Source organism: Arenibacter sp. 6A1 (assembly GCF_012272855.1).
In the GTDB taxonomy this organism is placed as follows: Bacteria; Bacteroidota; Bacteroidia; order Flavobacteriales; family Flavobacteriaceae; genus Arenibacter.
In genome coordinates this window covers 167,933-181,477 of the sequence record NZ_JAAXCQ010000011.1, presented here as the reverse complement: position 1 = coordinate 181,477, position 13,545 = coordinate 167,933, and the positions used below count along the sequence as shown (strand labels likewise).

Here is a 13,545-nt window from a genome sequence, read left to right as displayed (position 1 = left end):
TAATTGCCCGGCCCGTGTTTTCGATTTTTATTCAATATTCCCGATCTGTCGCCAGATCAGAAATACGCTGTCTTTACAATATGTCTATGAACTTTTTATTCTTTTCTCGTTCGCTTTATTTCCTAAAGCGGCTGCAAATATACAGCTTCTTTTTTATATCAGAGATGATTTTTAGAAAAAATTAACTTCTTTCTTTTTTCTTAACCGATAACGGAAACAAAACTCAATGAACATGACGCTCTGAACGCCTTTTCCGTTTGCTCGGCATTGCCTCGCTAGCGGAGGGCAAAGATACATCTCTTTTTAATTCTGACAAGATTTTTTTCAGGTGTTTTCAAAATTAATATCACACCTTAAAGCTAACCCCTTAAAAACAAGAAGTTTACAAAACAAAGCCTCTTTAAAAAGGCCAATGAATATAGCGAATATTATTGAATTGACCAAATATTTTTTACACCATACCTTATAATGGAGTTTCTTTAGACCTTCTATAGCGATATTCAAGATGTTGTTATACCGTTAGCATGTTATGAAATTTACCTCGATAGACAAGTCCCCTACTCCACAAAACACACCATCCTATATATAATGATAGCATCGGATGTATCTAAATTATGGCCGCCACGCTGTTCCTTTCCAGTACGGGCACGAGCGTGACGCTCGCGCCAGCGATCGGGGGTTCAACGGTCCTATATATAAGGATAGGTCAAATAAACGGTGAACAGAAAATACAGTTAACATTGAAATCAGTCAGATTCGCCCTCAACTAAGTCTTTCGCAGCATACAACATTTTGAACCTCGAACTAGAGTACACCTCAAAGTCGCACCGCAAAGTCGGAGACTTTGCGGAACAGGCAATCTTAGATATAATGATAACATTGAATGGTTCTAAAACATGACCGCAACGCTATTCCTATTCTTTACGGGCACGAGCGCGACGTTCACGCCAGCCATTCATTAAAGCATTGTAGGCTATATTTTTTTTAGCTACATTACTAATTACTACTTTAAACAATTGTTGAATTTTCACACTAATCAATTGAACTTCCCTGATTAGTGTTTACCCTTAATTGTTTACTGAAATCTGCGTTAGGGATTGCAGCGGCATCCTTTTTTAACGGCTGGGCCGGCAAAAAAGATACAGCGGAAAGCCCGCCCCGCTATGGGAACGCCCATAATCACACCTTCAAAAAAACCTAGCTATTTCTTAGATTGAGATTTTTCCTTCCAAATATCGGTCAGGGTAGCATAATCAAACTCGAGCACAGAAGGTTGTTTTTCCAGACTAAATTCAGCAAAGGCGCGTTGCAATATATCTTCAATAAGATAATCTTCGTGCACCTGATCTGGATGAAACTCCTCTTTGATACTTATCTTAAACATTTTAGCGGTGGTATTGTACCAAAATGCCCGCCAACCGTTTCGCAATTCCTTCACCAGATCGAAGGCCGTATTCCCCGTTTGGCGATAGATGAGCTTTACCAAGATCTGACCTTCGGTACGGGTAAGCTTTTTAAGCTCCTCCGAAAACTCGTCCTCTACATACCTATGTATCTCCCGGGTATACTTTCTTTTTTTAGATTTCGATTTTATATTCTCCAAACTATCGTTCAAGGCAACCAATCTTTCGGCAGCCAATTTCGCATAAGGATACACCTTCATGGTTTTACGCCTCAAAATATAATACCTCAACTTTTCGTTGTAAGAGGAAAAATTGAGCTTTCCAAAAACGTACACCTCATTTAAAGCGATGGAACTTTGAAGGATAGAATCGCCCTCCATAATTATATACTGCTGCGAAAGGGAATCTAAAGGCTCTTCCTGTACTTGGGACCAACCGATAAATCCGATTACCATAAAAACTATTACTACTAGCTTATTTTTCATTGAATTTTAAAATACATGCCAAGTCAAAATTAAACATAAACCCGACATCTTATTATTAATTAAAAGTGAATATTACTAAGTTTGTATTTAAAATATACGTAAATGAGCGCAAAGAAGATTCTTAACAAGAAATCTATTGATTTTTTAGAGCAATATTTAAACAATGCCTCCCCTACCGGATACGAGTGGGAAGGACAGAAATTATGGATGAATTACTTAAAGCCTTATGTAGATACTTTTATTACGGACACCTACGGAACGGCTGTGGGCGTTATAAATCCTGAGGCAAAATACAAGGTTGTTATTGAAGGACATTCTGACGAAATTTCCTGGTATGTAAATTACATTACCGATGAAGGCCTTATTTACGTGATTCGCAACGGAGGTAGCGACCATCAGATTGCCCCTTCTAAATGGGTCAACATACACACCAAAAACGGAATTGTAAAGGGTGTTTTTGGGTGGCCAGCAATACACACCAGAGAAAGCAGCAAGGAGGAAGCCCCTAAACTAGACAACATCTTTATTGATATAGGCGCCAAAGACAAGAAAGAAGTAGAAAAAATGGGGGTACACGTTGGCTGTGTGATCACCTATCCGGACACTTTTCAGATATTAAACGGCAATAAGTTTGTATGTAGAGCCATTGATAACAGGGCTGGAGGCTTTATGATTGCAGAAGTAGCGCGTCTTTTGCACGAAAACAAGGTAAAACTTCCTTTTGGTCTTTACATCACTAATTCTGTTCAGGAAGAAATTGGATTACGAGGGGCCGAAATGATCACCCAAACCATTAAGCCCAATGTAGCGATTGTCACCGATGTTTGCCATGACACTACTACGCCGATGATTGAAAAGAAAAAAGAAGGCCATACGGCAATAGGTGCTGGTCCGGTTATTTCTTATGCTCCCGCGGTACAAAATAAATTGCGCGAACGCATCATAGAAACTGCCGAAAGCAAAAACATACCTTTTCAGCGTATGGCAGCTTCCAAACACACAGGTACGGATACCGATGCTTTTGCCTACAGCAATGGCGGGGTAGCATCGGCCTTGATATCTCTTCCGCTGCGATATATGCATACTACCGTAGAAACAGTACACCAAGACGACGTAGAAAACGTCATTAGACTTATTTACGAAACCTTGTTGACTATTAAGGACGGCGAGACTTTCAGTTATTTTGACTAACACCATATTAACCCTCCCCTAGCGGAGGGTTTTTTATAGGCTATTTTTAAAAACCATGGACGAGTTGATCGATATTTTGGATTCGGAGGGAAATTTCACAGGAAAGACCATGATGAAATCCGAGGCCCACAGAAAGGGTTGTTATCATCCCACGGTCACTATTTGGTGCTACAACAAACAAGGCGAGATATTGCTTCAGCAACGGGCACACAATAAGGACACCCACCCTTTACTATGGGACGCCTCGGTAGCCGGACACATTGGTGCCGGGGAAGACATACTCCAATCTGCCGTCAGGGAGGTTGAGGAAGAAATAGGCTTAAAAATTTCTGAAAAGGATTTAATAAAAATAGGCGTCTTTAAATCTGTTCACCGCCATCATGCCACCTTGGTAGATTGCGAGTTTAGACATACCTTCTTATGTGAACTAAAGACCGGTTTAGACAACCTTACAAAACAAGAAAGCGAAGTAAAGGCCTTGGCCCTTATTCCGCTTTCTAAATTTATAGAAGAACTGCGATTAAACAGCAGCTCTAAAAAGTACGTTTCCCATGACCCCGGCTATTACCTAATCGTTATCGAGGCCATTAAAGAAAGACTATAATTCGTTGATAAACACTTCTGGGCTATTAAGGGAATACGTCTTTTGATCGCCTTTCACCATATTCTTCACCACAAAAGTATTGTTTTCCAATTCCTCTTCCCCAATCAATATTACATAAGGAACATTTCTGTTATTGGCATACTTCATTTGTTTTTGCATTTTAGCAGCTGAAGGATACAGGTCCGATTTTACGCCCATTTTCCTAAGCTGGCTCACTAGTTTTAGTGCGGCCAAGCCTTCTTTTTCGCCAAAATTAACACAAAGGACTTCTAAAGATTGATCTATAGCCTCTGGAAAAAGGTTTAATTCTTCCAACACCAAATAAATACGATCCAATCCAAAAGAAATTCCGACTCCACTCACATTTTTCAAACCAAAAATCCCGGTCAGGTCATCATAACGGCCTCCACCGCCAATAGACCCCATTTGCACACCTTCTGGCGCCCCTACTTCAAAAATAGCACCGGTATAATAATTAAGACCACGGGCCAGGGTAACATCAATGGTTAGCTTTGCCGTTTGCAATCCCAAGGAAGCTATAGTTTCTATAATAAAAGTCAGCTCTGACACGCCCTTGCTTCCTTCTTCAGAATCTTTAAGCAAGTCCTTTAACACCGCCAACTGCTCTAAATTACTTCCACTAAGTGAAAATAAAGGGGCCGCAGCCTCAATAGCTTTCTCTGAAATACCCTTTTCGCGCATTTCTTTGGTAATGCCGTCTATACCAATTTTATCTAGTTTATCTAAAGCTACGGTAAAATCTATCAACTTGTCGCGCTCACCGATCACTTCGGCTATACCCGCCAATATTTTTCTATTATTAAGCTTGATGTTTACCCCTTGTAATCCCAATTCCGTAAACACAGCATCGTACAACTGCACAAATTCTACTTCTTGCAGCAAAGAGTCCGACCCTACTACATCGGCATCACATTGAAAAAACTCTCTAAACCTACCTTTCTGAGGTCTATCGGCTCTCCATACCGGCTGAATCTGATATCTTTTAAAGGGAAAGTCTATTTCATTCTGGTGCATTACCACGTAACGTGCAAAAGGAACCGTAAGATCGTAACGAAGGGCCTTTTCCGAAATTTTAGCGGTCATGGCCGTCGCATCTTTACTTTCATAGGTTTTATCATCTACTTTCCTCAGATAATCCCCAGAGTTTAGAATCTTAAAAATAAGCCTATCGCCTTCATCCCCATATTTCCCCATTAGGGTTTCGGAATTCTCGAAAGATGGTGTTTCTATTGGCTGAAAACCAAAGGTCTTAAAATGTTTCTTTACAATATCAAAAATATAATTCCGCTTATTGACTTCTGAAGGGGAAAAATCTCTTGTTCCCTTAGCAATGGATGGTTTCTGTGCCATAAAAATTTATTGTGGTATAATACTATTGGATATAACTTATGGGTTTAAAGCGAGCCACTAGATGACAATCCTTTTAACGAAAAGACACCTTTTGAACTGCAAATGCCTTTTATTGCATTAGGTCATCAAACCATTTATACAATTCTCCCTTGGTTATAACCGCCCCTTGTTTGATTAAATTAAACTTATCTAGATTCTTATCTTCGGTATACGCTTTTGATGCGGTTAAATACTCCACAAAATCTGATTGGTAATTCTTTTTAAACCACCCAAATCCCAACTCGGTACGGAGATCGATTTCTGGATTCATTACCTTCACTGAAATGAGTTTCATTTCTTTTTCGGCCAAATGAAATAAATGCATTTGTTGGGCCGATATATTTTCTAGATAACCAACCTTAGACAATACGCCTTCCCAAATCAAGTCGCTAAAGACATCTATCTCTTCTTCGGCTACTTCTGGTTTTTCTTTCTTTATGGTTTCCCATTCGGCCCCCGTTATAGATTGGGTAGCCAAAAAATTAATAAATTCCTGATGTAATTCCTCGAGCTGTTGCCTGGTGAGTCTGGTATATTTCATTTGTATAAATCTTACTTACATGGCTTGGTTCATTTTCCCTGCCACGATGAATGCCTTAACAACAATTTATAGTGTTGCTTTTTACTTAACTGCAAAAATAACAAGGCTAGGCGATTTGCCCAGCCTTTTAAAAATTAAATTAACAATAATCCTAAAATTTATATCGCAAACCAAATTGTGCCTGCCACCTGGACAAAAGACTGGCGTCATAACCATTTGTTTTAGTTTGGTTAGGATTAAAGCTATAGGTAGCTGTTTGGGTATCGGGATCTACATTTACCCCTAGCGGACTTGTATTATTTGGTTGCTGGACTACCCCCCAATTAGAGTTCAGGAGGTTTCCCAAATTAAGCACATCTACACTAAACTGAATCGTATTTGTTTTATCTCCACCAAGGCTGAACTTATAATCCTGCAAGACCTTTACATCCCAGCGTCCTCTCCAGGGTGTCAATGCCCCATAGCGGTCCATATACTCTCCTCTATGCTTGCTCAAATAATCATCTTGCTGGATATAGGCTTCAAAAGCCTGCGCTTGTACATTGTCCGGAAACGCCATTTGCTCTACTTCACTGGCCGTAGGGATATATAAGAGGTCGTTGTTTTGACCAGAACTATCATTATTGATATTTCCAGCATAGGTATAGTTATACCTATTCCCTTGAGCGTACTCAAAAAATGTAGAAATAGTAGTAGCCCATTTGTCATTTCCATACACAAACTGTTTGGAAGCTACCCCAATAAACCTATGGGTATCTCCATACTTGGAATAACTTAAAACATCCAAATTAGAATTCCCTACCACAGGATTAAAGTCGAAGGCATCACCTGTAATTTCCGCTTCGATAGAATTTACATCCTTGGCATTTAAAAAACTATAGGCCAAACTGGCATACAATCCATTCTGAAAATTCTTTTGAGTTTTCATAGACAAGCTCCACACCCTTCCTTTATCTGAATTCGTAAAGACATAGGCATTATTTCCCTTATCGGAAGCAGCGTAATATGCCCTATTATCCCCCGGACTATTTAAGGTTAGGGAAGGGTTTCGTTGCCCCCAGTTCTGCACATGTGCCCCATTGATATCTTTGGTATACGACACGTCTACCGTTGCTATAATTCCGTTTTCAAATCTTTTATCCAACCCTAAATTGGTTCTCCACACTTGTGGAAATTTAAAGTCGGGATCTACTAATTGAAAAAAACCATCATCGGCACCGCTCACCTGATTTCCTATCCATACAAACGGCAATCTACCAGTAAACACCCCCGATCCTCCTCTAAATTGATTTTCCCGGTCTCCGTTAATATCCCAATTAAACCCTAGTCTGGGAGACACCAACCAATCTGAAGAGGGCATAGTGGTAGAACTTAAGAACACCTCTTCTCCCGTATTGGGATTAAAATACGGTATACTAGTATCTCTGACGGCGCTATTATCCGTATCGATATACTTTTGAATTAAACGGGCCGTATCAAAATAAAGAGGCTTATCTACCCTAACCCCATAAGTCAACTTAAAGTCTTGTGTAGCATTCCATTCATCTTGAAGATAAAATGCCAACTGCCCCACATTTAGTTCCGAAAGCCTCCATCCGCCGTCATTTCCTGCCCCTGCAGCATTTCGAGCGTTATAAGAGTTTTGTGTTGCTTCCAAATACTGCTCTACTACTCCACCAGGCTGTGCATTATCCAAAAACTCCTGCACACTTGAATAAGGCGAAAACATTCCGAAATACGGGAAAATACCGAAATTAAAGGACTCGTAATTAATTAGGTTAAAGGAATTTTTAAACTGAAACTTTTCAAAAGAGAAGCCAACAGTATAGGTATGATTTCCTTTAAAGAAACTAAGATTATTACTTAATTGAAATACTCTTTGGTCTAGCGTATTGTTGATAGAAAAGGGCTCATGACCGGCTATAATGTAATTAGAACCACTGCCATCTTGAATGGTAATTATGGGCGCTGGAGCAGAGAAGGGATTTCTAAAATCGTCAAAATAGGAATACCCTAGTTGCAATTTATTTGTAGCCTCATCGGATAATGTAGAATTCAGTTCTAACTGAAAGGACTGCAGTTTATTATTAATTTCGTAGCCTGAATTCCTGAACTGCAAAGTAGTAAAATTAGGTCCTCTCGAGGCTATTGCTGTCGGATGTGCCGGTTTTTCCTTGGAGGCATCCAAAAAATTATAGATCAAGGCCAATCGGTTATTATCATTGACGTTCCAATCTAGTTTAAAAATTCCTTTAAGGGATTTTGCCCCAAAAGTAAATCCTTGATACGCTCCTGTATCATATCCCAAAACAGCCAAGGCATTTTGAACCGCTAACAGATCGCTTTCTAGTACTCTAGATTCGTTTACAGCGCCAGAACCAGTATTTGGAATCCAACCATTGGTACCCAAATCGTCTCTAATATCTTGCTCGAAATTAGCAAAAAAGAACAATTTATCCTTTACAATAGGCCCTCCTAAGCTTATACCGTATTGGTTTTGGGACAAGGCCGGTTTTACCACCGATTCTCCTTTTACCCTACCTCCTGTAAGGTCTTCGTTTCTGAAAAACCCATACACGGTACCGTGCAATTCGTTGGTCCCACTTTTTGTCACGGCATTGACAGAGGCTCCAGTAAATCCGGATTGTGTTACATCGTAAGGCGCAGTACTTACTTGTATTTGCTCTATGGCATCCAAAGAAATGGGCTGAGCATCGGTTTGTCCACCGGGGGTAGGAGCATCTAATCCAAACGGATTATTAAAAATGGCCCCATCCAAGGAAAAATTATTGTACTGATCGTTTCTACCACCGAAGGAGTTGCCGCTTGCGGTAGGTTCTAATCTGGTAAAATCTGCCGCGGAACGCGAAATCGTGGGCAAACGGGTCAATTCCCGACTCCCTACACTGGTTTCTGCCCCTGTCCTATCGCTTCCAAAAGTACCTGTGCCACGCTGAGAAATGACCACGACCTCTTCTAAGGCCTGGGCATCTGACAACAATTGTATTTCGAAGTTCTGGGTTCTACCAAGACTTAGAAAAACATTCGTTTCAGTGCTGCTTTTATACCCTATATAAGAAATAGTAATTTCGTAAGGACCACCAACCCTAAGGTTTAATAAATTAAATCGTCCGTCTTCATTGGTAATTGCTCCATACTTAGTTCCTGTAGGTGTATGAACTGCAACAATATTAGCTCCTAACAAGGAAATGCCCTCCTCATCCAAAACAACGCCTCTAATATTGGCGGTAGTAACCTGAGCTCGAAGTAATTGGCCAAAACACAACAATGTAACAACCAGAAATAGCTTTTTTTTCATGTTTACTTGATTTTAGAATTAACATTTGGTCAGTTTCTATAAAAGTAACACAAAAAAAGGCCACATTTCTGTGGCCTTTAAAATTACTATGTAATTAAGTCTTAAGCTTTTGCTTCTGCAACTACTTCGAAAGCAAGATCAAAGATAACTTCTCTATGCAATCTGATTTGTGCATTGTAAGGACCAGTCCTTTTTACTGCACCACCTTGGATAGCGATATATTTTTTATCAATTGATTGTCCTTCTTTTTCTAGGGCTGCTGCCAAATCAATATTTGTAATTGATCCGAACAATTTATCCCCAGCACCAGATTTTGCTGCAATCTTAATTTCCAATTGTTTAACTGCTTCCGCAACTTTCTTGGCAGCATCTACAATTTTCTTTTCTTTATGAGCTCTTTGTTTTAAATTTTCAGCCAATACTTTCTTTGCTGAAGATGTAGCTAAAGCGGCCAACCCTTGTGGGATAAGGTAGTTTCTACCAAAGCCATTTTTAACAGTCACTAAATCATCTTTAAAACCTAAGTTCTGTACGTCTTCCTTTAATATAAGTTCCATCGTCCGTTTCTTTTTATTTTAATAAATCGCCAACATAAGGCATTAAAGCTAAATGACGTGCTCTTTTAACTGCAACGGCCACTTTACGCTGATATTTTAAGGAAGTACCAGTAAGTCTTCTTGGTAACAATTTACCTTGCTCATTTACTAATTTAATTAAGAAGTCTGGATCTTTGTAATCTACATATTTAATACCAGATTTCTTGAAACGACAATACTTCTTTTGAGTATTAGTCTCTATATTTAACGGGGTAAGATACCTGATCTCTCCGTCTTTTTTTCCTTTAGCTTGTTGTTCTATAGATGCCATAATCCTTACGCTTTAGTCTTTAACTTTGTTCTTCTTCTTTCTGCCCATGATACGGCGTGCTTGTCTAATTTTACAGTTAGAAAACGCATCACTCGCTCATCTCTTCTGAACTCTAGTTCATAAGGAGAAACAACATCGCCTTCAGCTGTAAACTCGAACAAATGGTAAAAACCACTTTTCTTGTGTTGGATTGGGTACGCTAATTTTTTTAGTCCCCAGTTTTCTTTGGCTACCATTTTAGCTCCTTTGTTAATTAAGAAATCCTCAAATTTCTTAACTGTTTCCTCTATCTGAGTCTCAGACAGAACGGGATTTAAAATGAAAACAGTTTCGTAATTGCTCATATGTTTATATTTTTAAGTCTGCAAAAGTAATAATTAATTGTTCTAATCACAAGAAAATAAAGAAATCTTCGTTATAGATAAGACAATACCTTAATGTAGTCTAAAATATCAATTAAACCAATGTCATCGCCATCTACACAACAATTTCGACCATGTTCACAACTTTTGTTGTTTGACACCCATATTTTTATGTACTTTGTCGATGATTTAACCCCACAAATCAACCATTTATGAAGTTAAGATGTATAATTGTGGACGATTCGTCCATGCAGCGGATGGCGGTCGCCAAACTTGTAAACAATCATCCAAGTTTGGCATTGGTAGCGGAATACAGCAATGCCATAGAAGCCAAGAACGGGATTAAGAACAATGAGATTGATTTAATTTTTCTAGATGTTGAAATGCCTATTATTACGGGATTTGATCTTTTAGAGTCTTTAGATAACAGTCCACAAGTAATTCTTATTACAGGGAAGCCGGACTATGCCTTAAAAGCATTCGAGTACGATGTAACGGATTACCTTCATAAACCTATAACCTTATCGCGTTTTGACGCCTCTGTAAAGAGAGCAGTTTTAAAATACGAACAAATCAATAAGGTAAGTGAGGACGAAGAGCACATTTTCGTAAAAAGCAACCTAAAGAAAAGAAAGGTTATCCTTAACGAAATTAAATGGATAGAGGCCTTGGGGGACTATATCAAATTGGTTACCGATGATGCGAATATCGTCATCTTATCGACCATGAAATCTTTTGAAAAACAATTGCCGGAAGACAAATTCTTAAGGATTCACAAATCCTATATCGTCAATTTAGAAAAAGTAGAGAAGTTTAACAGCAAAAACGTAGAAGTTAGCGGAAAACAAATACCTTTAAGTAGAAACAAAAAAACTGAACTTGCCGAAGCTTTGAACAATTTTTAATTAAATGTGATCTACATTATAAATTATACGAACGCCCCGGAATTGGGCGATAGCATTAAATGAATTCTCTATTTTTTTAATGCTATTTTTTGTCCTGCCCAAGGAATAATCCTTGTGTATTTTCAGCATGGCATTTTTAAGGTATAGATTTCTAATTCGGGACACGGGCGGATATTCTGGACCTAACACATTATCTCCAAATACGTTTCTCAAGGATTGAGTAAACCACTCGGCAGCTTCATTGAGCTTATTATAATCTTTATGCTTAAAGGTTATCTTTATAATCCTATTAATTGGCGGATACTTAAACTGCTCTCTTTCATATAACTGCTCTTGAAACATCCCCTTAAAATCACTCGTTGTCACTTGTTGTAATATCTGGTGATAAGGATTATAACTCTGAATAATCACTTTCCCTCTTTTCTGTGTTCTCCCAGCCCTTCCTGCTACCTGGGTAAGGAGCTGAAAACTTCTTTCATGAGCCCTAAAATCGGGGAAATTCAACAAGGTATCGGCATTCATGATCCCCACTAATCCGACATTCCTAAAATCGAGTCCTTTGGTAAGCATCTGGGTTCCTACCAAGATATCGATCTCTTGCCTTTCGAAGGAAGTAATAATTCTTTCATATCCATGCTTGCCCCTAGTAGTATCCAAATCCATTCGCCCAACGGTAGCATTTGGAAACAAGCCATGCAATTCTTGCTCTACTTGTTCGGTACCAAAACCTTTGGTATCTATTGTAGCACTTCCACAAGCCAAGCACGCTTTCTGCAAAGCCATATGATAACTACAATAATGGCAACGCAATTGTTTTCTACGCTGATGAAAGGTTAAACTAACATCGCAATTTGGACATTGAGGAGAATGGCCACAGGTAGAACATTCCGTTATAGGGGCATACCCTCTTCGGTTTTGAAAAAGAATAACTTGTTCTCCAAGCTCTAGGGCCTCTGTAATTTCTTCGATCAGCCGCTCCGAAAAATGCCCTTTGATACGTTTTTTACGAGTTTGCTCTTTAATATCGACAATTTCCATGTCGGGCATCAGCACGTCTCCATACCTCCTATCTATCCGTGCGTACCCGTATTTTGAGGTCTTAACGTTATAAAAGCTCTCCATACTAGGTGTCGCAGACCCTAATAGAATTTTACTGCCGTGCAAATTAGCCAGCACAATTGCCGCATCCCTGGCGTGGTATCGCGGTGCAGGATCGTATTGTTTAAAAGAACTTTCGTGTTCTTCGTCAACAATAATAAGCCCTAGCTCATGAAAGGGAAGAAACAAGGCCGAACGGGCACCAATAACAATTTGGGCCTTGGGTTTGTTCCCCAGCACATTGTTCCACACCTCTACTCTTTCCTGTACGTTGTATTTAGAATGAAAAACAGCGACCTTATCCCCAAAATAATTCTGCAGTCTTGAAATTAACTGGGTAGTAAGGGCTATTTCCGGCAACAAATAAAGGACTTGTTTTCCTTGCTGGATATATTCGTCGATTAATTTTACGTAAACCTCTGTTTTTCCGGAGGAGGTCACCCCGTGCAAAAGGGTTGTTTTATTTTCCTGAAATGAAATTTTAATATCTTCAAGTGCTTTTTCTTGATAAGGGTTCAGGGATTTGAGGCCGGCATTTTCTTTTTCCCCCTCAAACACCACTCGATCTGTCTGAATAAGATATTCCTCCAAGATCTCTTTATCAATTAAACTCTTAATACTGGCAGCCGAGCAGTTTGCTGCCTTTTCCAAATCGGTTACCTTAATCGGTTTTTTACTTACTGCCTGAAGCTGAAATAGCGCTAGTACCACCTGACTTTGTTTCGGTGCTCTTGTCAAGGAATTCAGCAATTCGGCCAAGTCTTCCTCAGAGCTATGTGCTTTTCCTAATTTCACATAGCGCACCATCTTAGGCTTGTACTGCTCAAACACCTCTTCTTTAAGCACAATAACTTTCTTTTGCAGCAGCCTATCCAATAAAGGCAGCACATTTTTTTTGTTGAGGATCTGACTGATCTCCTGAACCCTTAAAATAGATTGATGCTGAAGCGCTTCGAACACCAAATACTCGTCGTCCTTAAGTGTATTTTCATCTACAATTCCCTCTTCATTTCGTAAAATAAGCGTTTCGCTTTCCAGCAAGAGGGCACCAGGAACGGCAGCCCTAAAGACCTCCCCTACCGAACAAAGATAATATTGAGCAATCCATTTCCAGAACTTGAGCTGTATCTCGGTAATCACCGGATAGTCGTCCAAAATATGCTCTATATCCTTCGCTTCGTATGCTTCGGGCGGAGTCTGGTGCAATTCGGCTACTACTGCCGTATATATTTTTGATTTTCCAAAGGGCACTGCCACCCTCATTCCCGGCCTTATTATTGCTGCCTCTTCCGCAGAAATACTATAGGTAAAAAGTTTCTCAATAGGAACCGGCAAAACAACGTTGATAAAATACTGCATA

Annotated in this window: 11 protein-coding genes; 3 read left to right on the top strand and 8 right to left on the bottom strand. The window is 39.4% G+C overall.

The genetic code is table 11. The features are described from left to right. Positions 1 to 1,201 precede the first annotated feature (1,201 nt). A complete protein-coding gene (locus tag HCG49_RS12070; protein WP_168469790.1) occupies positions 1,202 to 1,888 on the bottom strand; it encodes a DUF4294 domain-containing protein in 687 nt (228 codons plus the stop codon). 102 nt (positions 1,889 to 1,990) lie between these two features. On the opposite strand from HCG49_RS12070, the gene HCG49_RS12065 reads away from it, so the two are divergent. Then, entirely contained in the window at positions 1,991 to 3,079 is a 1,089-nt protein-coding gene (locus HCG49_RS12065; protein WP_168469789.1) for a M42 family metallopeptidase, read from the top strand. Between the two features lie 55 nt (positions 3,080 to 3,134). Then, positions 3,135 to 3,683 carry an NUDIX hydrolase gene (locus tag HCG49_RS12060; protein WP_168469788.1) on the top strand — a complete coding sequence of 183 codons (549 nt, stop codon included), beginning with the start codon at positions 3,135 to 3,137 and terminating at the stop codon, positions 3,681 to 3,683. On the opposite strand, the gene hisS is transcribed toward HCG49_RS12060, so the two are convergent. From hisS to rpsF, 6 genes are all read right to left on the bottom strand, one after another. Then, on the bottom strand, positions 3,678 to 5,054 hold the full coding sequence (gene hisS, locus HCG49_RS12055) for a histidine--tRNA ligase (RefSeq protein ID WP_168469787.1): 1,377 nt from the start codon (positions 5,052 to 5,054) through the stop codon (positions 3,678 to 3,680). The genes HCG49_RS12060 and hisS overlap by 6 nt on opposite strands. Before the next feature lie 109 nt (positions 5,055 to 5,163). Next, positions 5,164 to 5,634, bottom strand: coding sequence for a DUF6495 family protein (locus tag HCG49_RS12050; protein ID WP_072763787.1), 471 nt, complete (start codon positions 5,632 to 5,634; stop codon positions 5,164 to 5,166). A gap of 151 nt (positions 5,635 to 5,785) precedes the next feature. Next, complete coding sequence (locus tag HCG49_RS12045; RefSeq protein ID WP_168469786.1) at positions 5,786 to 8,953, bottom strand: carboxypeptidase regulatory-like domain-containing protein; 3,168 nt, start codon at positions 8,951 to 8,953, stop codon at positions 5,786 to 5,788. Positions 8,954 to 9,054: 101 nt separating this feature from the next. After that, positions 9,055 to 9,510: a 50S ribosomal protein L9 gene (rplI, locus tag HCG49_RS12040; protein WP_072763783.1), complete on the bottom strand. Its 456-nt coding sequence runs from the start codon at positions 9,508 to 9,510 to the stop codon at positions 9,055 to 9,057. A 13-nt stretch (positions 9,511 to 9,523) separates the two neighbouring features. Further along, positions 9,524 to 9,823: a 30S ribosomal protein S18 gene (gene rpsR, locus HCG49_RS12035; protein ID WP_176225701.1), complete on the bottom strand. Its 300-nt coding sequence runs from the start codon at positions 9,821 to 9,823 to the stop codon at positions 9,524 to 9,526. A gap of 2 nt (positions 9,824 to 9,825) precedes the next feature. Then, entirely contained in the window at positions 9,826 to 10,164 is a 339-nt protein-coding gene (gene rpsF, locus HCG49_RS12030; protein ID WP_072763782.1) for a 30S ribosomal protein S6, read from the bottom strand. 230 nt (positions 10,165 to 10,394) lie between these two features. Here rpsF and HCG49_RS12025 point away from each other — a divergent pair, with 230 nt between their 5' ends. Next, positions 10,395 to 11,087: a LytR/AlgR family response regulator transcription factor gene (locus HCG49_RS12025; protein ID WP_072763780.1), complete on the top strand. Its 693-nt coding sequence runs from the start codon at positions 10,395 to 10,397 to the stop codon at positions 11,085 to 11,087. On the opposite strand, the gene priA is transcribed toward HCG49_RS12025, so the two are convergent. Continuing rightward, on the bottom strand, positions 11,088 to 13,544 hold the full coding sequence (gene priA / locus HCG49_RS12020) for a primosomal protein N' (protein ID WP_168469785.1): 2,457 nt from the start codon (positions 13,542 to 13,544) through the stop codon (positions 11,088 to 11,090). Position 13,545: the final 1 nt, after the last annotated feature.